Below are 22,324 nucleotides of genomic sequence, written 5' to 3'. Positions count from 1 at the left end.
TCCTTCGTGGCGTGAGCGCGGTCAGTCGGCGAGTCGGCGCAGGGCGCTGCCGTGGAAGACCAGGGGCAGGGAGGTGTCGCGGTGCAGGTCGAGGACCCGCAGAAGGGTGAGGACGTGATCGCCGGCGGCCACCTCGGCGTGCCGCTGCACGGTGAACGTCGCGGCGGCGTCGCTCAGGAGCACGCTGCCGTCGACCGCGATCTCGGCCGGGACGTCGTCGAAGCGGGTGCTCGCCGGACGTGACAAGGCTGCGACGCTCTGCGCGTCGTCCGCGCCGATCACGCTGATGCCCCAGCGGTCGGCGCGGCGCAGCACCGGCCAGGTCGTCGACGTGCGCGCGAAGGCGATCGACACCAACGGCGGGTCGAGGGAGACGGAGGCGAAGGAGTTGGCGAGCATGCCGACCGTGCGACCCTCCACCTGCGCGGCCACGAGGGCGATTCCGGTCGGGAAGGCTGCCAGGGCGTGCCGCATCGCCTCGGGGCCCGGCGCCGTGCGTGTGGGCGCGTGATTGACCGTCATCCTGTCCTCCGAGATAATGGGAGAGCTTCTCCGCTTCGGCCTCTACGATACGGAGACCATCTCCGCTATTCGAGTCCAGGCGCGATCCGCGCCAGTGAGGTGTTCACCCGATGACCCAGCCGACCGGCCGCCGCCCCCGCACGGACGCCCAGCGCAACCGGGCGCACATCCTCGCCGTGGCCGAGCAGGGCTTCACCGAGACCGGGGTCGAGGTGTCGATGGACGCGATCGCCAAGCGAGCGGGAGTCGGCGCAGGCACCCTCTACCGGCACTTTCCCAACCGGGAGGAACTCATCGCCGCCGTCCTCGCCGACCGCGGTCCCGACCTGCGGGCCGAGCAGGCCGACATCGAGGCGCAGGAGACCGATTCGCGGGCCGCACTGGATCGCTGGCTCACGGCGGTGAGCGCCTGGATGCAGGCGTTCGAGGGCCTGCCCGAGCCGCTGCGCACGGCCCACCGGGAGCAGACCTCCCCACTGGCGCCGTCGTGCCAAGAGGTCATCGCCACCACCGACCGGTTCCTCGTGGCGGCGCAGCGCGACGGCCACGCCCGTCCCGGGGTGCGCGGGGTCGACCTCTACCTCGGCACGCTCGCCGCCGCATGGGCCGGCGGCGCCGACTCGGCCGACGACTCCGTCGAGCCCGGCCTGCGCGAGATGCTGCGCCGCGGCTGGGCGACATCGACCGGCAGGGAATGAAACGGACCACCTCTCCGTTTTCGCGGTGGAACGCACCCTCGACGGAAAGGCCCTGACATGAAGATCGGCATCATCGGCGTCGGCAACATCGGCACCACGCTGGCGCAGCGGCTGCCTCGCGCCGGCCACGACGTCCTCGTCGCGAACTCCCGCGGCCCCGAGACCATCGAGGCCGACGTGACCTCCGCCGGCGCCCGGGCGGTGACCGCGCAGGAGGCGGCGACCGAGGTCGACGTGCTCATCCTGTCGATCCCGTTGGCGCGCATCCCCGACCTGGCGCCGGTCGTGGCCGCCGCCGACGAGCGGACCGTGGTCATCGACACCTCGAACTACTACCCGGCTCGCGACGGTCAGATCGAGGCGTTGGACGACGGTCAGGTCGAGAGCGAGTGGGTCGTGGAGCAGCTGGGCCGCTCGATCGTCAAGGCCTGGAACGCCGTCCTGGCCGACACGTTGGCAGCCGCGGGCTCCGGCGACGCGGGGCGCATCGCGATCCCGGTGGCCGGCGACGACGAGCGCGCGAGCGCCGTCGCCCGGCAGCTCGTGGAGGAGACCGGGCTCGACGCGGTCGACGCCGGCTCGCTGAGCGAGTCCTGGCGTCAGCAGCCGGGGTCGCCGGTCTACTGCACGAGCCTGACCGCCGAGCAGATCCCCTCGGCCCTCGCCGCGGCGCAGAAGGATCGACTGCCGCGCCGCCGCGACCTCGCCATCGACGTGATCACGAACAAGGTGGACGATCCGTCCGCGACCGTCGACGCGGCATTCCTCACCCAGCTCAACCGGCTGCTCTACCGCTGAGCACTCGTCCCGCCGCGGCTGGATGGATGCAGGGATGAGTGCGGGGCCGGTGTCGCCATGACAGCAGCGATCCTGCACTCATCCCTGCACCCTCAGCCGGTCAGGCCCGCGAGGGCGCCGGCTGCGCCGCTCACGCGACGAGATGTCCCGGTCCCCGCCTCGCCACGGCGTCCCCGCGCCCACCCTCGGGTACGTCGACTGATGGAATGGGCAGCATGACCTCCCCCGAGCCCACGACCTCGCCCACCGTCCTGCCTGTGCGCCACCCGTGGTCGCACGGACGCTGGACGAACGCGCCGGCCGGGATCAGGGAGGACGGGGACGATCTGCTCGTCACCGCGGCGGAGGGGTCCGATGCGTGGCGCACGACGTCCTACGGATTCGTCCACGACTCCGAGCACGCGCTCCTCGCACCCCTGAAGGCGGGGACGGCGGTGGAGGTGAGTTTCACCGCCGACCTGCCCGAGCAGTTCGATCAGGCCGGGGTGTTCGTGCGCGCCGACGAGCGCACCTGGGTCAAGGCAGGCCTGGAACGCTCCGACGGCATCCTGCAGCTCGGGGCCGTCGTCACCCGCGACCGCTCGGACTGGTCCGTCGCACCGGCCGGTGACCGGGACGGCGCGGTCGTGACGGTCCGCGTCAGCCGCACCGGCGACGCCCTCATCGTCCGCGCCGCCGCGCATCAGGACACCGACACCGCCCCTGGGCAGGACCGGGGGCCGTGGCAGTTCGTGCGCGTCACCCCGACCGACCCCGGCGAGCCACTCGAGGCCGGCCCCTTCGTCTGCGCCCCCACCCGCGCGGGCCTGGTCGTCCGCTTCCACGACTGGCGCACCACCGCCGCCGACCTCTCTCTGCACTGATGAGGGCGCCGCTCCACGCCTGAGTGCGAGCGGACAGCCGGTAGGACAGCTCCGGTGTCGTCATCACGGCACCGGAGCTGTCCTTATCCCTGCCCGCTCGGTGGGCGGAGCCTCGGGAGCAGCGACCTCCCGAGATCAGGACGATGTCCGCACTCGACGACTCTCCCGATGCCGACGACGTCGGGGTGTCGTCGTTCAGTCGTCGTCGATGTCCTCGCCGGCGAGGGCCTTGGCGGCGAGGTGCTCCTCCGTGGCGACCTCCCACACCTCCTTGGCCGCAGTGGCGTTGAGCAGGAGGATGACGACGCCGAGGACGATGTCCGGCCACCCGCTGTCGGTCCACCACGTCACGAGGGCCATCACGATGATCGTGAGGTTGACCAGCACGTCGTTGCGGGCCGACAGGAACGCCGCCGCCGTGAGCGACCCACCATGCCGGCGGATCCGGGCCAGGATCAGTGCACACGCACCGTTGACGACCATCGCCCCGCCCGCGGTGACCACGAGCGCCGTGACGTCCGGGGGTTCGGGGTTCCTGGCCTGCACGAGCGCCATCCAGGCCGCCGCGACCGAGGGGATGAGGATGATCCCGGCCATGACCCGCCCGACGAGTGCGCGTCGCGCGAGCGGCCAGCCCAGGGCCACGAAGATCAGCAGGTTGACGGCGGTGTCCTCGAGGAAGTCGACCGAGTCCGCGAACAGCGCCACCGACCCGATCGCGAGCGCCACCGCGACCTGCACCCAGAAGTAGCCGAGGTTCAGCCCCGCCGCCGCCAGCACCGTCCGGCGCACGGTGCGCGGATCGACCTGTGCCTCGTCACCGCGCGCGTCGTCCACCCCGCCATCCTCGGGGCCCGGCGCCGACCCCCTGCCATCGACCCGGCCGACGCACCCATCAGGGCCGCACCCTCCCCGTGGTCATCGGGTGTGCGACCCGCCTCGGACCGGCCCCGATCCGGTGGGACACGGGCCCCGGGGCGACGGGTGCCCGACGGGGAAGAACAACACGGACGACATCGGCGGGCTGTCAGCGCAACCCTCAACCGTCTGACCTGCGGTGCTTCAGATGGCCGCGGTCTCGATGTCGTCCGTGTTGTTCTTCGATCCCGGAGAGGCGTACCGGTCCGCGTCACCCGCGGTGAGATCGCACGGCGCGGGGACCGATGATGCCGACCCCGAGTGGCTCCAGAAGCGCGCTGACCCCCACGTGTCGAATGCGCCTGGACGGGTACAGAAGTCGGCGACGGATGCCAGATCGGCGCGACGACACCGCCCACGCCCGGACACGCGCCGGACCCACTATCAAGGGAGTCTCATGTCGCAGGACACTCACACGACCACCACCGACCAGCTGACCTTGCAGGACCCGGTGAAGCGCTACCCCTCGATCAGCCCGCCGGCGGAGGCGTTGCCCGGCACCGGCCTCGACGCGGAGATGACCCCGAAGGCCGACCTGGGCGAGAAGTCCTACCGCGGCACCGGCCGCCTCGAGGGTCGAAAGGCTCTCATCACCGGCGGCGACTCCGGTATCGGCGCCGCGACGGCGATCGCGTTCGCGCGCGAGGGCGCCGACGTCGCCATCACCTACCTGCCCGAGGAGGACCAGGACGCCCAGAACGTCGCCGAGATCATTCGCGAGAGCGGACGCACGGTCGCGACGATCCCCGGCGACCTGCGCGACAAGGCGTTCACGAAGAAGCTGGTCGACGAGGCAGTCAAGGCTCTCGGTGGCCTCGACATCCTCGTCAACAACGGCGGCAAGCAGGTGGCGACGGAGTCCTTCGACAAGATCGACGACGAGCAGCTCGAGGCGACCTTCGACATCAACATCCTGGCCATGTTCCGCTTGGTCCGCACGGCGCTGCCGCACCTGAAGCCCGGCTCGAGCATCATCAACACGACGTCGATCCAGGCCTACCAGCCCTCGCCGACGCTGCTCGACTACGCCTCGACGAAGGCCGCGATCAACAACTTCACCAAGGGACTGGCCGAGGCACTCGCTCCGCAGGGAATCCGAGTCAATGCGGTTGCCCCGGGCCCGATCTGGACGCCGCTGCAGCCCTCGGGCGGGCAGCTTCCGGAAGACCTGCCCGAGTTCGGCAAGGCGACCGGCCTCGGTCGCGCCGGCCAACCCACCGAGCTCGCGCCCGCCTACGTCTTCCTCGCCTCCCCCGAGTCGAGCTACGTGATCGGCGAGACGCTCAACGTCAACGGCGGCATGCCCACCCCGTGACCTGCGGGCCGGTCGGGTGCCGGTGAGGCACCCGACCGCTGCGCCCGACGGACGAGTGGGGCGCGTCTCCCACGTGGATCAGCATGGCGGCGGAGGCGGTGCCAGTGCGCGCCTCGGTATCTCCCGCGCCGAGTTCCTGCGGCGCACCGTCGAGCGTGAGGCCCACCTGGGCAGCGCACCCGTCGCCGCCTCGGACTTCGACAAGTTCGCCTCGCTGGGCGACGACGATCTCATGCGGGACGCCTGGTCGTGAGCGACGGCCGCTGGCTGCTCGCCAAATCCGCCCTGTGGCGGATCGCCACCGCCGGCGACGCCGCCGAATGGTTCGAACGGATCCGACGCGGCCTTGTCCACATCTGCACCCCCACGCTGCTGGAGATCGGGTTCTCAGCGCGCAACAGCACCGACTGGGCATCGCTCGTGACCGAACCGCCGGTCTCCCTGATGCCCGTCACCTACACGACGCCTGCCGCTGAACTGCGTGCACTCGAGGTGCAACGCTTGCTGGCCGGCAAGGGGCGACACCGCGCGCCGGGCATCCCCGACCTGCTCGTCGCCGCCACTGCCGAGGCGGAGTCGCTCACGGTCCTCCATCTCGACAAGGACTTCGACCTCATCGCCGAGGTCACCGGGCAATCGGTGGAGCGATTGCGCCTAGGGTGACCCGCTCCGGCCAGGGACTGACCCCGCCCTCCAGGCACGCCTCCTGCAACGGCTCGAACAACACACCGGCGTCACCCTGCCCTGATCCCGACCGAGCGATCCATGCCCGGACGGCGCCGTCGGGTCAGTAGGGATCGGCGAGGTCGTAGGCGGAGTGGATGGCCTCGGCGAGGGATTCATCATGACATCGTCATCGTCGGGAACGTGGGCTCACAGCGCGATCTACTCCAGCGGCCCCTTGACGGCGTACGTCGCGCAGACGAACGAGCGGTTGCGCGCCACGTCCGTGAGTTCGAGGGCGAAACGGCGTGGGAACAGGGGCCGTCCGGCGCCGAGGGTGACGCCGGCGATGGAGATGACGATCTGGTCGAGCAAACCCGCGTCGGCGAACTGGGCGGCGAGGTCACCGCCGCCGACGACCCACACATCCTTGCCTCCCGCGGCCTCGACGAGGGCGGAATGAACGTCGGCGACGTCCCCCTGCGCCCAGCGCAGGTCCGCGCCGTCGATGTCGGGCAGCGTCGCGTGGCTGAGCACCCAGGCGGGCACGGCGTACGGCCACGACTCCCCCGTCCGCTGCAAGTGCACGCGGAGCCAGTCGTAGGTCGTCCGGCCCATGACCATCGCCCCGACCCCGGCCATGAAGGCCCCGTGGGAGTTCGGCCCGTCGGCGTCGATGTCCTGCACGAACAGCCACTCCAGCGAGTCGTGTTCGTCGGCGAGGTAGCCGTCCAGTGTGGCGGCGGTGTAGAAGATCGTGCGGGTCATGCCGTGCCTCCCGAGCGTCGTCGGAGCCAGGTGATCGGGTCGCCCTCGTCGAGGGTGCGGCCCGGGGCGCGCAGCATCAGCCGGAGCAGCTGACGTCGGTGCGCGGAGTACGTGAGAACGTGGGCGACGATGCCGCCGAGGACGAAGCTCTCGGGCGGCTCGCACAAGGCGTCGACGATCCGGTCGGCCCACGCTCCGCGGCGGTCGGTGTCGCGCACCAGGGCGAGCCAGTGGGCGGCCACCTCGTCGTGGCGTTCTCCGAGCACCTCGATCGATGCGTCGGCCGACAGCTCGGGTAGGTCCCGACCCTCGACGGCGGCCAGCCACACCTCCTTGGTCTGTACGAGGTGGCGCAGCACCTGACCGATCGTCTCGTCGGGACCGTCCCAGCTCAGGGGCACGCTGCCGGCGACCCGGACGGCGTCCAGGTCCTCGCGAGGCAGTGTCGCCGCCGCGGCGAGCAGGGCACGGATGTCGTCGATGTCGTGGTGCACCATCAGCTCGAGCGGACCCGCACCGACGGGGTGAGCCGAGTTCGCCTCGCCACTGTCGACCCACAGCGACGTGGGCGGATGGAAGTGGATCCCGTTCGGGGAGGGCAACCAGTGACTCCCGGGGCGCGCGGCCACCGAGCCGGGCGGGTGCCCGTAGGCCCGGGCGAACGCCCGCGAGAACCCCTCGACCGACTCGTATCCCGCGGCGAAGGCCGCGTCGGTCACCGACCCACCTCGCCCCAGCGACCACGCGGCACGCTCGAGCAGCACCCGGCGGCGCATCGTCACCGGCGGCTCGCCGGCCCCGCGCATCAGCTCCCGACTGAAGTGGAACGGCGAGGAGAACGCGCCCTGGGCCATGTCGCCGAGCGTGCGGTGATCCTCGTCGAGCACTGCATCGAGCAGCTCGCGCAGGCGATCTCGGGCAGGCGTCGTCATGACCTCAGTCTGCGCGCGCCACCCCCGCCCGCGCCCGACCGTTCTTGCTCACCGCAGGGCGGACTCCCCGATCTCAGGCGGGCCGATATCCGCTCTCGTCGAGCCGGCGCCGCCATTTTTTACAACTAGTTGTACGTTTTCCCTATGGCCGGGATCGACGACCGACAGGCGACGTTCGCGGGCGTGCTGTTGCTCGCCAACCGCATGCAGACGACGTACGACTCGGCGCTGGGCGAGGTGACGCTGAAGCAGTGGCTGGCGCTGGCCGTGGTCGCCACTCTGCCGCAGCCGGTGCCCTCGACCGCGGTGGTGGCTCGCACCCTCGGCACCACGCATCAGAACGTCCGCAAACTGGTGGGGGCACTGGACCGTAAGGGCCTGCTGAGCCTCGCCCCCTCACCCGAGGACGGGCGCGCCCGACAGATCAGCCTCACCCAGGCAGCGTTCGACCTGTTCGAGCGCGAGGACGCGACCGGAAGACGCCTCCTGGACGACCTCTTCGCCGACGTCGCACCTGCCGACCTGCACACCTGCCTGCGGGTGCTCGACACCATGTCGCGGTCACTGACCGGGGACTCACTGCTCCCCCCGGGCGCGGAGATCTGACATGGCGTGGGTCGCGGTGGTGTTGGCGCTGGTGGCGCTGCCAGTGGCGGTCCTCGACGTCCGGTCGTCCCTCGCCATGCTCGCCGGCGCGGCGGCGGCGGCGGTCTTCGCCCTCTCGCAGGGGCACGGGGTCTGGCCGGCCCGAGGGGCACTCGCGATCGCGCTGGTAGGGGTGCTCCTCATCGGGTGGGAGGTCTGGGATCTGCGTCGACCATTCCCCGGGACCGCCCCGAGCGTCTCGTCCGACCGGAACGACGGCCAGGATCGCGAGGTACTCCTCCCGCTGCGGGTCGACCGCGCACCCATCACCCGGCTCGCCCTGCTGCAGTTCGCCGACGATGGCGACAGCGTCTACGAGGGACTCGAACCGCAGTTCATCGATCGGGGCGCCGAGCAGGGCATCCGGATCATCGGCTATCGACACGACGGCCACGTCGACCTGTACGACGACCTGACTCTGACTCCCGAACCGGAGGAGGAGAGCCGGGTGACGGGCAGGGGTCGGCTCACCTATCGCCACACGGACCTCGGCCGGCCCATCCTCGAGGTGGACGACCAGAGCCGCATCCACGTCGAGTTCTCCTTCGTCGACGTCGAAGGCCGACGGATCACGGCCGGCATCCACGAACGCACCACCCGGCGGTCCACGCCGATGAATCTCCTGGCACCGGTGGGGTCGTCCGCCGCCGACCCGGAGTACTTCCCCCTGTTCCTCATGCACGACTTCGAGTTCATCCGCCTCGGCGGCTCCGACCTCGACGTGCACATCGACGACCGGCCCGTCACGTTGGCCGGTTTTCCCGTCCCACTACCGATCCAGGGTCAGTGGCGCAGTTTCGCCAAGTACATGACCGACTCCGAGATCATCGCGGTCTTCCCGACAGGCCACGCCCACCTGCAACGCGTCACCACCGATGGAGATACCCATCGCGACGGCGACACCGTCTACGTCTTCGACGGGCCCCACCTCGGCCGGATCATCGCCGGGAGCACTGAGTTCGCGTTCGAGCCGGCTCTGGACCTGACGCAGGCCGGCCGCGGCACGGTCATCATGACCAGCCACCCGGAGCTGGGCCGCATCACCGCCGGCTACACGGTGGAGGTCCAGGGCCACCGCACCCGACTGGCCATCGACGTGAACGCCGTCGAAGTGCCGCGCCAGCGCGGGCTGTTGTACCGGTACATCGTGAGCGACTCGTCGATGTTCGCCACCTGGCCGACGGCGTACCGCTACGAGGCCAGGATCGATCGCGGGTCCGGCTCCATCACGTCCGCGTGGATCAACGAACGACCCGCAGGAACGCCGAACCCATCTCGAACCGGAGGGTGACGTTCGGACCGGACGCCAGACCCTCCGGTTCGACACTGCTCCCGCCTGTTCGAGATGGGGGCGCAGAGGTCACGCGAACACGGTGAGTCCGTAGATCACGAAGACCATGAGGTGGGCGCTGCCGTGCAGTGCGGTGACGCGCGAGCCCGCGAACGTCATCACGTTCAGTACCAGCGTCACCGCGAGCAGGGTCAGGTTGGTGGCGTTCTCGGCGAGGACCACCGTCTGACCGGTGAGCAGCCCGATCGTCAGCACCGCCGGGATCGTCAGCCCCACGGTGGAGACCAGCGCGCCGTGACACAGGTTGCTCACCCGCTGGATCTCCCCGGCGTGGGCGGCCCGGATCGCGGTGAGGGTCTCCGGGAGGAAGACGATCATCGCGATGAGGATGCCCGACAGCGCCACCGGGGCCCCGGCCCGGCCGAGGCCGTCGTCGAGGAGCACCGCCATGTCGTGGGAGAGCAGCACGATCGGTGTCACCGTCAGCACCAGGGCGATCGCCCGCGCGACCACCTCGGTGCGGTGCTCCGAGAGAACCTCGCCGATCGAGGGACGCACGTCCGCCGCGTCATCGGTCGCCTCCGCGGCAGGGTTCGCTGCCCCGGTGGACCCCACCGCGATCACCTCTTGGAAGTCTGCGCGCTGGGCTCCCATCTGCCGGTAGAGGAAGAAGGCGTAGAGCACCACGGTGAGCGCGGCGATCGGGACAGCCTGCCCGGCGCGGTAGGCGCCGCCCGTGCCGATGAGGCCGGGCAGCGCGAAGGCGACCGTGCACAGCACGACCAGCAGCGACAGGTACGCCGAGGTCCCGGCACGGTTGGGCAGGAGGCCACCGTGGCGCAGGCCGCCGACGAGCAGCGCGACGCCGATGACCAGGTTGAGGATGATCATCGAGACCGCCATGACCGAATCCCGGGCGATGGTGAGGTGATCGCCGGGGCCGAGCATCACGGCCGAGATGAGGATGACCTCGATGAGCACGATCGACAGCGTGAGCACGAGCGTGCCGTAGGGATCGCCGAGGCGGTGTGCGAGGTGTTCGGCCTGGGCGACGACCCCGAAGGCGCAGACCACGATGACGGCGACGACCGCCGCCAGCACCGCGACCAGCGCCGACGTCGGGAGATGGGCGGACAGCACGGGCCGTGCCACCAGCGTGAGGACGAACGCTCCCCAACCCAAGGCGATGCGGACGAGCACCGCCGGAGTGAGAACGGTGCGGAGGATGGGTACCGAGTTCACAGGTGATTCCCGAGTTTCTGCGGGGTCGTCCCTGCTCGTACGTCGACCTGGCGGGTCGTCCCGCCGGCAGCTTCGCCTCCATCGTATCCGGCACGCGAAGGTGCTTCACGAGGCGCCGGCCGCGCAGGCTCACCCTAGGATCGGGTGATGCTCTCCCTGGGATACGAGGAAGACCAGCCCACCCGCGACGAGGTCGACGCCATGCCGGGTGAGGTGGCCCTGGAGTTCGGGGCCAACTGGTGCGGCATCTGCCGCGCCGCCCGACCGCTGCTCGACCAGGCCTTGGACGCCCGCCCCCACATCCGCCGCATCAAGGTCGCCGACGGCAAGGGATACCCGCTGGGCCGCTCGTTCAGGGTCAAGCTCTGGCCGACGCTCGTGCTCCTGCGCGACGGCGTGGAGGTCGGACGCGTCGTGCGCCCGGTCGACCCCGCCGACCTCGAGGACGCTCTCGGCCGGGCCGGCTTCGCGCGCTCCTGACCCTCGTCGGCAGGGCCGCCCGAGCTCACACGCGCCGCTCGATGCGGCACCCGGTGCGTTCGACGTAGTCGGCGATGAAGGGTTCCGGATCGAACAGGTCCTCAGGGGCCACCACTCCTGCGCCCTCCACCTCGCCGCGCAGGAGCGCCCGAGCCGCCCACGCCGCCGGCAGCGCCGTGAGCATCGGCCCGGCGCACCGCAATTCGGCGTACCGGATCGCGTTGTCGACGACGACCTCGGCGGATCGCCCGTCGCGCACGCCCTCGGCGACGATGCGCCACGCGGAGCCCACCGGACGCTCGGTGGGGGTGGCACCCGGGATCGCCGCCGCCTGGTCGCTGTCGAGGAGGCGGGCGAGGAAGCCGCGCGGCGAGATGCCGGTGCCGTCGACCGGGTCCGACGACGTCAGTCCCAGCCGATCGAAGTCACGCCACAGCCGGTTGGTCTGCGGCGACAGCCACGAGTACCGGATCGTGGCCCGCTCGAGCCCCGGGTACCTGCGGGCGAGGGTGATGGGCTCGGGATGCCCCATGTACCCGAACTCGTGGGTGCCGAAGGGCTCGGCCAGAGGCTGCTCGACCGCGCCACCCCAGGCCGGGACCGGCTGCAGACGGGAGTCGAGCACCTGCAGTACGTCGCCCGAGAGCGCATGCAGCATGTGTTCGTTGATGGTCACCCCGAAGCTCGGCATCGTCGGCACGCCGACGAAGAGGTCGATCGAGCGCACCTCGTCCAGCCCTTCCGCCGCCCAGCGCGCCGCCAGATTCGTGATGCCGGGCGATGCTCCCGCGCCGAGCAGGATCGTCAGACCCGCCTCACGGGCAGCCCGGTCGAGGTCGACGTCGGCGACGACCTGCGCCGTCACGTCGTACTCGTCGCACACGTCGACGTAGTGCGTGGAGGTCGCCACGGCGGCGTCGATGACACTGCGGCCGAACCGGAAGAACGGGCCCACCCCGTTGACGACGAGGTCGGCGTCGCCCAGCACGGAGATCAGCTGTTCGCGGTCGGTCACGTCGACGCGCGCCGGACGTGCGCCGGTTCGGGCGGCCAGCTCGCGTGCCCTGGTCTCATCCCGGTCGGCCACCACGAGGCGCACCCCGCCCTCTCGGGCCAGTTCCTGGGCCACCGCACCGGTGATCTCCCCACATCCCATGATCACGACGTCCATCGCAGGCTCCTTCATCTCGACTGTGTTCGCCCTTGCGAACCATCAACACTATTGACAATACTGTTGATGGTTGTCAAGGAGCTACCGTGAACTCGTCCGCCCCCGAGAGGAGAAGACCGTGACGTCGGTGGAAGACGCTCTTGATGCCGTGGCCGACCTCGCCGCCGGCTTCGGCGCCCTCGTGGATACGGGCACACGCCGCCTCGGCCTGACGCCCGTGCGGGCCCGCGTGGTCTTCGCCCTGCACGAGGACGGCCCGTCTCGCCAGCGAGCGCTCGGTCAGTCGGTGGGCGTGAGTGCGCAGCAGTTGGCCGTCATCGTCGACGCGCTGGTGGACAAGGGGCTCGTGCGCCGCGACCCCGACCCGGAGGACCGTCGTGCACTGCGGGTGAGCCTCACGGCGGCCGGCGAGTCCGCTGCCGCCGAGATCGCCGCCGTGCGGCGCGAGATCGGTGAGGTGTTGCTCGGCGACTTCGACGAGGAGCGCCGCGACACCCTCGTCACCCTGTGCGCGACGATGACCGACCGAGCCGCGCGGGTGCCTCGCCGCTGACGAAACGACACGGCCGACATGCGCCGCGACCAGCGGCGTCGGGCACGCATCATCCACGTCGCGGTGGCTACCTCCGAGTCGCTGCCCGCACCAGCGGAGCCACGGGCTTCTCGGCGGCCAGCAGTGCTCGCAGGATCGGACCCAGCAGGCCGGAGGCGCCACGCCGGCGAATCTCCGAACCGCCGCTGCGGGCCAGCTCGGCCAGCCGTTCACGGTCGCCGTCGCGGACCGCCCGCGCGACCTCCAGCAGGATCTCGTTGTGGGTGTCGAGGGCGCTGTGCCCCATCTCGGCGATCGGCACGAGGACCCCGTCGGGCAGCAGCGAGGCCACACGTTCGGCGACGACGCGCGGTGTGCGCAGGTCGCGGCCTCCGGAGATCACGGCGGTCAGCCAGTCGAAGCGGGGAAGGGCGGCGGGCAGGTCGAACGGCTCGCCCGCGTAGGGCGGATGAGCGTGGGAGGCCTCCTCCATCGAGGGGGCGGGGTCGAAGATGAGGCCGTCGGGCTCGGGGTGGTACTGCAGTTCGCGGAACGCGATGCGGCCGACGAGGTCGAACTCCATGATCCCGGGCGACCCCTCGGCCACCTCCTTGGACATGAGCCGGGCGATGGTGCGTTGCGTGGCCCTGGCCTGCCCGCGGACGAGTTGTTCGAGGTACCGGTCGAGCAGGGCGACACCGCCGAACTCGTAGAGCAGGCGAGCGGCGTCGCCGAGAGCGAGGGGGTCGAGGCCGTCGCGCTCCACGAGGATGCGGATCTTCGACGCCACCTCGGCGGTAGCGGGATCGGCGCCCTCCCAGAGCAGACGGCGCGCATTGCGGCGCACCTCGTGGTGGTCCTCGGCGGTGAGCACGGTCGAATCGAGCACCATGCCGGCCACCCGCTGCGGGTGACGCACGCCGAACGCCTGGGCGAGGTAGGTGCCGTAGGAGGTTCCCGAGACGATCACCTGCTCGATGCCCTCGGCGTCGAGCACGGCCGCGAGGTCGTCGACGGCACTCTCCAGGGTCATCGACTCCGGCGGGAGGTCGCGACCGGAGGTGTCGCGGCGGGAGAACGCCACCCCGCGGTGGTCGACCATGACCACGTCGAGCCCGTGCTTGGTGGCCGAGGCGCGGAACGGCTCGTACATGCGGATCGAGGCGACCCCCGGACCACCGGGGAGCACGAGCACCGGTGTGCGGCCACGCTGCCCGGTGCGCACGTACGCGAGGTCGAACGGCAGCGACGTGTCGTCGCCGGCACGCCTCACGGTCCTCACGTCGTTGCGCCGGCGAGCCCGCCGCAGCCTCGCCTGCCTGGCCCTTTCAGGGTCTCGTCCCATGCCCCCAGTGAATCAGGCGGCGCTCACGGCGAGGCCCATCCCGCCCGTACCGACGCAGGAACAAGTGATTCTTCACTCATGTTGGACCACGGCATGAAGGCCTTCGGATTCCTCAGCTTCGGCCACTACGGCTCCGGCAGCGGGCCGCACGATCCGGACGCGGGCGCGATGCTGCGCGACGCGATCGACATCGCCCAGGGCGCAGACGATCTCGGCGTCAACGGCGCCTACTTCCGCGTGCACCACTTCGCGCGCCAGGCGGCCTCCCCGATGCCGCTGCTGTCGGCGATCGCCGCGCGCACCTCCCGCATCGAGGTCGGCACGGGCGTCATCGACATGCGGTACGAGAACCCGCTGCAGCTCGCCGAGGAGGCGGCCGCGCTCGACCTCATCTCCGGGCGACGCATCGCCCTGGGCATCAGCCGCGGCTCACCCGAGCCCGCCCAGCGCGGATGGGAGGCGTTCGGTTACACCGGCTCGACCGACCCCCGCGGCGCCGATCTGGCTCGTGAGAAGTTCGCGACCTTCATGCGAGCCGTCTCCGGTGAGCGGATGGTCGACGCCGACCCGGCGCAGTTCGGCCCCGGCGTGCGACTGCGGGTCGAGCCGCACTCCCCGGCCTGGCCGAGCGCATCTGGTGGGGCGCCGGCACGCGCGACACGGCCGCCTGGGCGGGGCAGATCGGCGTCAACCTCATGAGCTCGACCCTCATCACCGAGGCCACCGGAGACGCGTTCGGCGACCTGCAGCGCGAGCAGATCGAGCGCTACCGCGATGCGTTCGCCGAGCAGGGCCACGCACACACGCCTCGGGTGTCGGTGAGCCGCAGTGTCTTTCCCATCGTCGATGCGAACGACACGATGTGGCTGCAGTTGCGCGGGGAGTCGCGCGACCAGGTCGGCGTCATCGACGGATTCACGTCCACGTTCGGACGCTCCTACGTCGGCGAGCCGGACCGTCTCATCGAGCAGTTGCAGGCCGATGCCGCCGTGCAGGCGGCCGACACCCTCATGCTGACGATCCCCTCCCAGCTCGGCGTGGCGCCCAACCTGCGCATCCTGGAGAACTTCGCCACGCACGTCGCACCGGCGCTCGGGTGGGAGCCGAACACCGCCGGCCCGGTCACGGGCTACGACAACAACTAGCTGTACTGACCGGGGACGTTGATCAACCGTGAGAATGGTGGCTTGTTCCCGCACGCGCTGTGGGGACGGTGATGGTTGTACCGGTGCAGCCATCCGGGAAGGGCGTCTCGGCGTTCTTGCTCGCTGGTGTAGCAGCGGGCGTAGGCCCACCCGTCAGCCATGGTCCGGTGGAAGCGCTCGACCTTCCCATTGGTCTGCGGCCGGTACGGTCGCGTCCGCTTCGGGGTGATCGATAGGGCTTCGCAGGTGTCGCGCCACAGGTGCGACCGGTACGCGCCGCCGTTGTCCGACAACACCCGCTCGATCGTGACGCCGCGGTCGGCGAACCATTCGACGGCTCGGTGCAGGACGGCGACTGCGGTGACGGCGGTCTCGTCGTCGTGGACCTCGGTGTATGCGACGCGGGAGTGGTCGTCGATGACGGTGTGGACTTAGGCGTAGCCGAGCCTGGGGTTGTGCCACTTGTTCTTCGGCTTCCCGGGGGTCGCGGCCCGATTCCGTTCGCCTTGGAGCCGGCCGACGTAGCGCCAGCCGCCGCCGTCGGGGATGTTCCCGAGCTTCTTCACGTCCACGTGCACCAGCGACCCGGGGTGGGAGTGCTCGTACCGGCGGACGGGTTCACCCGTGGCCCGGTCGACGTACGACAGCCGGTTCAGGCGCGCCGTCGACAGGATGCGATGCACCGTCGAAGGGGCGATGTCGAGTCGGGCAGCGAGCTGAACAGGACCCTCCCGCAACCGCATTCTCAGACTCACACACCGCTTCGTCACCTGCTTCGGGGTCTTGTTCGGGGACGTCCTCGGGCGCGAGGAGCGGTCCTGCATCGACTCGCCGGCCAGGTAGCGGTCGACCCAGCGCTTCACCGTCGGCCAGGAGACCTGGAACCGGGCGGCGACCTCGCTGATCGGGCACCCGAAGTCGACGACCAAGCGGGCGACCTTCAAGCGGTGGCGTGGGGTCAGAGCGGCATTTCGATGCGACATTCGTGTCCTTGCGTACAGCGAGGGGCCCATCCGGCGCGGATGGGCCCCTCGAAGGTGGGTGGTTCAGGGCTGATGCTGGGCGCGTCGCGCGAGGTTCTCGATAAAGTCGGCGATCTCGTCGGGGTTCTCCTCGGCCATGAAGTGGCCGCTGGCCGTGGCCTGGTAAGTGAAGTCGGGCGCCCACGCGCGCCAGAGGGCCGCGGCGTCGAAGCCGAGCTGTGCGCCCCAGTCCTGAGAGATGGCGGCCGTGGGCATGGCCAGTTGGGCGCCGCGTTCGCGGTCGGAGGCGTCCATGTCGAGGTCGATCCCCGCGGTGGCGCGGTAGTCGGCGACGATCGAGTCGGTGGACGTGATCGAGCTCTGGACGTAGTGGTCCCGTTCTTGCGGGGTGAAGGTGGTGCCGGTCGGGTCCCACGCGTCGAGGAAGGAGCCGTAGAACTCGGGCGCGACTGCGGCGATCATCTTCTCGGGCAGCCCGGCGGGCTGCGCCATGAGATAGAGGTGCCAGGCGACCTTGGCGTCCACGCCGTGCAGGACTGACCAGGTGTCGAGGGTGGGCAAGACATCGAGAATGCCGAGGAAGGACACCGTGTCAGGGTGATCGAGGCCGGCGCGCACGGCGACCAAGGCCCCGCGGTCATGGCCCACCAGCCCGAAGCGATCGAAGCCGAGCTCGTGGGCAACAGCGACGATGTCGTTGCCCATCGTGCGCTTGGAGTATGTGTCGGGGCTGTTTGCGGCAGGCTTGTCGCTGTCGCCGTAACCGCGCAGGTCCGGGACGATCACGGTGAACTGCGCGGCGAGCCGACGGGCGACATGTCGCCACATGTAGTGCGTTTGAGGGAACCCGTGGAGCAGGACCACGGCCGGGCCCTGACCACCGACGGCGACGTTGAGGCGGACTCCGTCGCTGCCCGCGACGGAGCGATAGCTGAAGTCTTCGATCGTGAGGTTTGTCATGAGGTCTCCTGGGACGGGTTAGCAGTGGTCGAGGGGTGGCCAGAGAAGATGCCGGCGGGCAGCCCGACGCGGGCGGGCGAAGCGGTCAGGGCGGGGATGACTACGGCGTCAACGAGCGAGTGCAAGTAGTCGTCGGTGATGGCGAGACCGTTTGCGCGACGCAGCAACAGGACCGCGCCCACGACTTCCTCGTATGCGAAGGGATCAACACCGAGGGGCAGCTCACCGCGGGCGACGGCAGCGTCGATCACCGGTTGTGGCAGCCGGGCCCCCGTGGGGCCAACGGCCTCCTCGATGGCGTCGCACAGGTCTGGGTCTTCTAGCCCGGCCTGCAACAACATAAGCGCCGTGCCGGTGTCCGCCGTGCTCATCGTCTGCGCCAGCCGCCGAACAAGTGCCAGGAGGTCGTCACGCAGGCACGACCCGGGTTCGAGGGGTTCGGATGTTTCCCGCGCGGGCCCGTCCTTCACCGCGGCCAACACCATGTCTCGCTTGCTGGGCCAGCGGCGATACAGCGACGCTTTGGAGGCCTTGCTGCGGCGCGCGACCGCTTCGAATGTCAGGCCTTCGAAGCCTTCCTCGCCGAGTACCTCAAGGACCGCCGACGTAAGCCGGCGATCGAGCTCTACGTCACGAGGGCGACCGCGCGAAACAACACCATCCTTTTGATACGACACGTCTCGTATTGTATATCCCCGACGCGCGTTGATCAACGTGCCCGGTCAGTACAACTAGCGGAACCACCAGGGCTCCTCCACCACCCGATCCGGGCATCGGCTCCCGCACGCCTCCGCTCGCGCCCCGCGGGTCAGGCGTCCACGGTTCCGGACGCGTGATCCTCGATGTACTGGGCCACGACGGCGTCCATGTCCTCATCGGCGCCCAGACCCAGCGCGAAGGCGCGGGCATTGTCGAAACGCGCAGGCCATGAGCGCACGATGGCATCGATCGCCGGGTCCTCCCGCATCGTGACGCGGGCGCGCGCCTCCTTTCCGCCGAGGCGCTCGAGGGAATCGAGCATGTCTCCCACCGTCACGGTGAGCGCGGGCAGATTCACGGGAAGCCGACCGGTGAGAGTGCCGGGGCCATCGCCCCGCTCGGCCTCCGCGACCGTGAGGATTCCCTCGACGGTGCGGCGAGGTGAGGCGATCGCGAGCAGCAGGTCGGGGCGGACGGGGCACACGGAACCCTGCCCCGCGAGCGGTTCGCGGATGATCCCCGACACGAAGCTCGAGGCCGCCGCGTTGGGGCGTCCGGGTCGTACCGCGACCGTCATCAGCCGCACGACCCGGCCGTCGAGAACGCCACGCCTCGTGTAGTCGGCGATCAGCTGTTCGTACATGTGCTTCTGCGTGCCGTAGCTCGACTGCGGTGTCAACAGGGTCGACTCGCTGACCACCTCCGGCATCGGAAGAGCGGCGTCCGAACCGTAGACGGCCACACTGCTGCTGAAGATCACGCTGACGAGCCGGCCGGTCTGCTCGAACTGGCGGCGGGCCGCGTCCAGCAGGGCGCGGGTTCCGTCGAGGTTGGCGCGAAGACCGAGGTCGAGGTCGGCCTCGCACTCCGACGACACCGCCGAGGCCAGGTGGAACACCGCGTCGACCGGCTGCGTGAAGAGATCGTCGAGGCTCTCGGCGAGGTCGCCGACCACGGTCGACGTCGACACTCCACCCGACCCTGCGACGTCGCTCTGAGCAGCGCTGCGGTCGAGGATGACGAGCTCGTCGATCGGTTCACCGCGAAAGACGCCGCGAGCGCTCAGCTGGGCTCGAAGCAGCGATCCGATGAACCCGTGACCGCCCGTGATGACGATACGCATGGGAATCCCTTCCGTTCTCCGGTCCGACCGGCTCAGACGATCAACCACAGCAGGCACGACATGGCGAACCCGGTGAGGGCGAGGACGAGACCCATGAGACTCCACGTCTTGAACCCGTCGGCGACGGAGAGGCCGAGGTACTTCGTCGTGATCCAGAATGCCGAGTCGTTCACGTGCGTGAGGGAGTTCGCGCCACAGCCGATGGCCACGAGGATCAGCACGATCTGGATGGCGCTGTAATCGCCGCCGATGATGGTCGAGGCGAGCAGCGCAGCGGTGGTCTGGCTGGCCACGGTGCCCGACCCCTGCGAGACCTTGAACGCCGCGGAGAGCAGGAACGCCAGCACGATGATCGGGATGCCGGTCTGCAGGAGGGAGTTCGCGAGCGCGTCTCCGATGCCCGACTCGGTGAGAACCTTGGCCAGGACGCCACCGGCACCGGTGACGAAGATGACGACCGCGGCCGGGCCGAGCGCGCCCTCCATGATCTCGGTGACCTCACCCGCGGACCAGTGGTGGCGCACACCGAGGAGGTAGTACGAGAGCACGCAGGCCACCAGCAGCGCGAACGCCGGGGCGCCGATGAAGGCCGTGGCGCGCGCTTCGGCGCTGCCGTCCTCGAACAGGAGGTTGCCGATCGTGCCGACGGCGATCATGGCCACCGGCAGCAGGATGGCGAAGAGGACCTCGCCGCCCCCGGGCGCGGTCCTGACCGGGGCCGTGGGAGCACTGGTGGAGGTCGCGGCACCGACAGCAGCGGTTCCGCCCGAACCGGTGGAGCCGCCGCTGCCGCCCCCGTTCTGGTCGATCCCCGCGATCGGCTCGTCGGCCCCGGCGTGGACGAAGTGCTCCTGGATCTCCGGGGAGAGCTCGAAGACCGTGCGGTTGAGGTACTTGGCGAGGAAGTAGGCGACGACACCGACCGGAACCGAGATCGCCAGGCCGACGAGCATGAGCAGGCCGACGTCGCCGGTGAGACTCACCGTGGCGGCGGTGATGCCCGGGTGCGGCGGAACGGTGTTGTGGATGTACACCATGAGCGGGCCGATGGGCAGCCCGAGGATGAGCGGCGAGCGGTGACCCGCGGCCTTGCCGAAGCTGTAGATGAGCGGGACCAGGATGATGAAGGCGACGTCGTAGAAGATCGGGATCGAGATCAGCGACGCGGCGATGACCAGGGCCGGAACGACCCGGTCTTCGCCGAGCTTGCGAGTGATGCTGCGCGCCAGCGCTTCGGCTCCGCCGGTCTTCTCGACGATCCCGCCGAGCATCGCGCCGAGTCCGACGAGGAGAGCGACGCTGCCGAGAGTGCCGCCCATTCCGGCGATGACGGTCGGGATGACTTCGTCGAGTGGCATCCCCGCGGCGACCGCAGCCACCACCGAGACCGCGACGAGCGCGATGTATGCCGGCCATTTGAAGGCCATGACCAGGAACAGCAGCAACGCGATGGCCGCTATCCCCACGAGGATGAGATATGCAGTGCCCACGGGAGACTCCTTTGTCGTCAGTCGGCAGTTGACTGTTGACTGTCAACCTAAACCCGGAGACGCGGCCGGGTCTAGAGGGGCTCGAGGAGAATTTCCGCACCTCCGCACAAGGGGCATGGGGCCAGGTGGGAGCGATGGTCGGCCTGCCGACGACCTGGCGCGCACAGCACCCGCTGGTAACCTTCAGCGGTGATCGTCAAGCCTGTGGCCGTCAACCGTCAGACGCTGCGCGAGCAGGTGCTCGACCTCCTCCGCGCCGCCATCACCAGCGGTGACTTCCCCTGGGCTCCTCGCTGATCGAGACGGATCTGGCCACCGCCTACGGGGTGAGCCGTGGCACGGTGCGGGAGGCCCTACGCGAGTTGCAGGCGGCCGGGCTGGTGGACGCGGATGCCCGCGGACGGCTGCACGTGCACACCCCGGACGACCGGGAGATCGCCGAACTCTTTCAGGTGCGCGGCGCCCTCGAAGGCCTGGCGGCGCGGGCGATCACCGGCAACGAGCGGCGGGCGGACATCGTCGCGGAGCTGCGCCGGCATCTGCCCCCGGCGAGCGTGGTGGGGGACTTCAGCGATCACATGAATCGCGACCTGGCGTTCCACGAGCGCATGGTGCGCCTGAGCGAGAACTCGATTCTGCTCGACGCGTGGAGCGGGCTGCAGGATCGGATGCGGATCATCTTCTTCGCACGGGGCGGTGATCGCCCCTCCACCATCATGACCCGCGATCACCACCTCCCGATCGTCGACGCCATCGCCTCGGGCGATCACCGGGCCGCGCACGACACGCTCGTGGCACACATGGAGCAGGCGGCGCGCCTCTGGGTGGACGCGCCGGCCCGCTGACCCCCGGACCTCCTCCGCATCACGCGTGTCACATCACACTGTGTGCTGACTGTTGACAGTCAACAGTCAGCGGTGAAAGGGTTGAGTCAGCGGTCACCGTCGACCGCCTGAAAGGACCAGTGATGAACGCACAGACTCAACGCACAGCCGTCGTCACGGGAGCCGGATCGCCCCGTGGCATCGGGCTCGCCACCGCCCGTCGCTACGCCCAGGAGGGGTGGGCGGTCGTCCTCACCGACCTGAACCAGGCCGGCGTCACCCAGTCCGGCGACGTGCTGAAGAACGACTACGACGTGCCGGTTCTCGCACTCGCCTGCGACGTCGCCGACCCCGACAGCGTGCGGGCGGTCGTCGAGGCGGTCGCCGCCTCGGATCTGCCCCCGGTGGGCGCCGTGGCCAACGTCGCCGGAATCCCCTCCCCGTCCTCCTTCCTCGACATGAGCCTCGACGAGTGGAACCGCGTCATCGCGGTCAACCTCACCGGCTCCTTCCTCGTGGCCCAGGCCTTCGTCCCCCAGATGATCGAGGCGGGCTACGGACGCGTGGTCAACATGTCCTCGGTCACCGCACAGCACGGCGGTGGGGTCTTCTCGAAGACGGGGTACGCCGCCGCCAAGGCCGGTGTCATCGGTTTGACGAAGGGCATGGCGCGCGAGCTGGCCCAGTACGGAATCACCGTCAACGCGATCGCGCCGGGAGTCGTCGACACCGACATCAGGGTCGGGTCCGACGAGGACAACGAGAAGAAGCTGTCGGCCGCCGTTCCGCTCGGACGCCAGTGCCGACCCGATGAGATCGCCGCTCTGTACGTGTGGCTCTCGAGCGAGGACGCCGGCTACATCACCGGCACGACCCAGAGCATCAACGGCGGCACCTATGTCTGCTGAGGGAGAGAA

23 protein-coding genes and 2 pseudogenes are annotated in these 22,324 nt (G+C 69.9%); 13 read left to right on the top strand and 12 right to left on the bottom strand.

Annotated features, from left to right (window positions below; all coding sequences use genetic code 11):
* Positions 1-21: 21 nt before the first annotated feature.
* Positions 22-522 carry a flavin reductase family protein gene (locus tag QQK49_RS00730; RefSeq protein WP_284302205.1) on the bottom strand — a complete coding sequence of 167 codons (501 nt, stop codon included), beginning with the start codon at positions 520-522 and terminating at the stop codon, positions 22-24.
* 110 nt (positions 523-632) lie between these two features.
* Here QQK49_RS00730 and QQK49_RS00725 point away from each other — a divergent pair, with 110 nt between their 5' ends.
* The 3 genes from QQK49_RS00725 (at position 633) to QQK49_RS00715 (ending at position 2,881) form a co-directional block, all read left to right on the top strand.
* On the top strand, positions 633-1,220 hold the full coding sequence (locus QQK49_RS00725; protein ID WP_284302204.1) for a TetR/AcrR family transcriptional regulator: 588 nt from the start codon (positions 633-635) through the stop codon (positions 1,218-1,220).
* Positions 1,221-1,277: 57 nt separating this feature from the next.
* Positions 1,278-2,018: an NADPH-dependent F420 reductase gene (locus QQK49_RS00720; protein WP_431310503.1), complete on the top strand. Its 741-nt coding sequence runs from the start codon at positions 1,278-1,280 to the stop codon at positions 2,016-2,018.
* Between the two features lie 215 nt (positions 2,019-2,233).
* Positions 2,234-2,881 carry a DUF1349 domain-containing protein gene (locus tag QQK49_RS00715; protein WP_284302202.1) on the top strand — a complete coding sequence of 216 codons (648 nt, stop codon included), beginning with the start codon at positions 2,234-2,236 and terminating at the stop codon, positions 2,879-2,881.
* A 195-nt stretch (positions 2,882-3,076) separates the two neighbouring features.
* On the opposite strand, the gene QQK49_RS00710 is transcribed toward QQK49_RS00715, so the two are convergent.
* Positions 3,077-3,718: a cation efflux transmembrane domain-containing protein gene (locus QQK49_RS00710; protein ID WP_284302200.1), complete on the bottom strand. Its 642-nt coding sequence runs from the start codon at positions 3,716-3,718 to the stop codon at positions 3,077-3,079.
* Between the two features lie 478 nt (positions 3,719-4,196).
* Between QQK49_RS00710 and QQK49_RS00705 the strand changes: the two genes are divergently transcribed.
* The 3 genes from QQK49_RS00705 to QQK49_RS00695 all read left to right on the top strand — a co-directional run bounded on the left by QQK49_RS00705 (position 4,197) and on the right by QQK49_RS00695 (position 5,777).
* A complete protein-coding gene (locus QQK49_RS00705; protein WP_284302199.1) occupies positions 4,197-5,114 on the top strand; it encodes an SDR family oxidoreductase in 918 nt (305 codons plus the stop codon).
* Positions 5,115-5,187: 73 nt separating this feature from the next.
* The gene (locus tag QQK49_RS00700; protein ID WP_284302198.1) at positions 5,188-5,367 is read left to right on the top strand and encodes a hypothetical protein; all 180 of its coding nucleotides are present in this window, start codon (positions 5,188-5,190) and stop codon (positions 5,365-5,367) included.
* Complete coding sequence (locus QQK49_RS00695; protein WP_284302196.1) at positions 5,364-5,777, top strand: PIN domain nuclease; 414 nt, start codon at positions 5,364-5,366, stop codon at positions 5,775-5,777. The genes QQK49_RS00700 and QQK49_RS00695 overlap by 4 nt, the downstream gene beginning before the upstream one ends.
* A gap of 222 nt (positions 5,778-5,999) precedes the next feature.
* Here the strand turns inward: QQK49_RS00695 and QQK49_RS00690 are convergent, their stop codons facing one another.
* On the bottom strand, positions 6,000-6,545 hold the full coding sequence (locus QQK49_RS00690; protein WP_284302195.1) for a dihydrofolate reductase family protein: 546 nt from the start codon (positions 6,543-6,545) through the stop codon (positions 6,000-6,002).
* On the bottom strand, positions 6,542-7,477 hold the full coding sequence (locus QQK49_RS00685) for a helix-turn-helix domain-containing protein (protein WP_284302193.1): 936 nt from the start codon (positions 7,475-7,477) through the stop codon (positions 6,542-6,544). Before QQK49_RS00685 ends, QQK49_RS00690 begins: the two co-directional genes overlap by 4 nt.
* Before the next feature lie 144 nt (positions 7,478-7,621).
* On the opposite strand from QQK49_RS00685, the gene QQK49_RS00680 reads away from it, so the two are divergent.
* Together QQK49_RS00680 and QQK49_RS00675 are read left to right on the top strand one after the other, a co-directional pair.
* Positions 7,622-8,083: a MarR family winged helix-turn-helix transcriptional regulator gene (locus tag QQK49_RS00680; protein WP_284302192.1), complete on the top strand. Its 462-nt coding sequence runs from the start codon at positions 7,622-7,624 to the stop codon at positions 8,081-8,083.
* Between the two features lies 1 nt (position 8,084).
* Positions 8,085-9,413, top strand: a complete 1,329-nt coding sequence (locus QQK49_RS00675; protein WP_284302190.1) for a hypothetical protein — start codon at positions 8,085-8,087, stop codon at positions 9,411-9,413.
* A 69-nt stretch (positions 9,414-9,482) separates the two neighbouring features.
* Here QQK49_RS00675 and QQK49_RS00670 read toward each other — a convergent pair whose 3' ends face one another.
* Positions 9,483-10,655: a calcium:cation antiporter gene (locus QQK49_RS00670; protein WP_284302189.1), complete on the bottom strand. Its 1,173-nt coding sequence runs from the start codon at positions 10,653-10,655 to the stop codon at positions 9,483-9,485.
* Positions 10,656-10,802: 147 nt separating this feature from the next.
* On the opposite strand from QQK49_RS00670, the gene QQK49_RS00665 reads away from it, so the two are divergent.
* A complete protein-coding gene (locus QQK49_RS00665) occupies positions 10,803-11,135 on the top strand; it encodes a thioredoxin family protein (RefSeq protein ID WP_284302187.1) in 333 nt (110 codons plus the stop codon).
* 25 nt (positions 11,136-11,160) lie between these two features.
* Here the strand turns inward: QQK49_RS00665 and QQK49_RS00660 are convergent, their stop codons facing one another.
* Complete coding sequence (locus QQK49_RS00660) at positions 11,161-12,306, bottom strand: saccharopine dehydrogenase family protein (RefSeq protein WP_284302185.1); 1,146 nt, start codon at positions 12,304-12,306, stop codon at positions 11,161-11,163.
* 118 nt (positions 12,307-12,424) lie between these two features.
* Here QQK49_RS00660 and QQK49_RS00655 point away from each other — a divergent pair, with 118 nt between their 5' ends.
* Positions 12,425-12,859: a MarR family winged helix-turn-helix transcriptional regulator gene (locus QQK49_RS00655; protein WP_284302183.1), complete on the top strand. Its 435-nt coding sequence runs from the start codon at positions 12,425-12,427 to the stop codon at positions 12,857-12,859.
* A gap of 67 nt (positions 12,860-12,926) precedes the next feature.
* Here the strand turns inward: QQK49_RS00655 and QQK49_RS00650 are convergent, their stop codons facing one another.
* Complete coding sequence (locus QQK49_RS00650) at positions 12,927-14,111, bottom strand: alpha/beta fold hydrolase (protein ID WP_284302182.1); 1,185 nt, start codon at positions 14,109-14,111, stop codon at positions 12,927-12,929.
* Positions 14,112-14,276: 165 nt separating this feature from the next.
* Here QQK49_RS00650 and QQK49_RS00645 point away from each other — a divergent pair.
* A pseudogene (locus QQK49_RS00645) lies at positions 14,277-15,328 on the top strand (LLM class flavin-dependent oxidoreductase).
* Here the strand turns inward: QQK49_RS00645 and QQK49_RS00640 are convergent.
* The 5 genes and pseudogenes from QQK49_RS00640 to QQK49_RS00620 all read right to left on the bottom strand — a co-directional run bounded on the left by QQK49_RS00640 (position 15,325) and on the right by QQK49_RS00620 (position 20,583).
* Positions 15,325-16,311: pseudogene (locus tag QQK49_RS00640) on the bottom strand (IS481 family transposase). The pseudogenes QQK49_RS00645 and QQK49_RS00640 sit on opposite strands and share 4 nt — an antisense overlap.
* 63 nt (positions 16,312-16,374) lie before the next feature.
* Positions 16,375-17,271 carry an alpha/beta fold hydrolase gene (locus QQK49_RS00635; protein WP_226344060.1) on the bottom strand — a complete coding sequence of 299 codons (897 nt, stop codon included), beginning with the start codon at positions 17,269-17,271 and terminating at the stop codon, positions 16,375-16,377.
* Positions 17,268-17,948: a TetR/AcrR family transcriptional regulator gene (locus QQK49_RS00630; RefSeq protein ID WP_284302181.1), complete on the bottom strand. Its 681-nt coding sequence runs from the start codon at positions 17,946-17,948 to the stop codon at positions 17,268-17,270. Before QQK49_RS00630 ends, QQK49_RS00635 begins: the two co-directional genes overlap by 4 nt.
* A 131-nt stretch (positions 17,949-18,079) precedes the next feature.
* Entirely contained in the window at positions 18,080-19,093 is a 1,014-nt protein-coding gene (gene denD / locus QQK49_RS00625) for a D-erythronate dehydrogenase (RefSeq protein ID WP_284302180.1), read from the bottom strand.
* A gap of 32 nt (positions 19,094-19,125) precedes the next feature.
* Positions 19,126-20,583 carry a GntT/GntP/DsdX family permease gene (locus QQK49_RS00620; protein ID WP_284302179.1) on the bottom strand — a complete coding sequence of 486 codons (1,458 nt, stop codon included), beginning with the start codon at positions 20,581-20,583 and terminating at the stop codon, positions 19,126-19,128.
* 362 nt (positions 20,584-20,945) lie between these two features.
* Here QQK49_RS00620 and QQK49_RS00615 point away from each other — a divergent pair, with 362 nt between their 5' ends.
* The gene (locus QQK49_RS00615) at positions 20,946-21,428 is read left to right on the top strand and encodes a GntR family transcriptional regulator (protein WP_284302178.1); all 483 of its coding nucleotides are present in this window, start codon (positions 20,946-20,948) and stop codon (positions 21,426-21,428) included.
* Between the two features lie 122 nt (positions 21,429-21,550).
* Entirely contained in the window at positions 21,551-22,315 is a 765-nt protein-coding gene (locus QQK49_RS00610) for an SDR family NAD(P)-dependent oxidoreductase (RefSeq protein ID WP_284302177.1), read from the top strand.
* Positions 22,316-22,324: the final 9 nt, after the last annotated feature.

The sequence above is a fragment of the Mobilicoccus caccae genome (assembly GCF_030161635.1).
Taxonomy (GTDB): domain Bacteria; phylum Actinomycetota; class Actinomycetes; order Actinomycetales; family Dermatophilaceae; genus Mobilicoccus; species Mobilicoccus caccae.
Note: the sequence above shows the minus strand (reverse complement) of the source record. Positions and strands in the feature narration are given on the sequence as shown.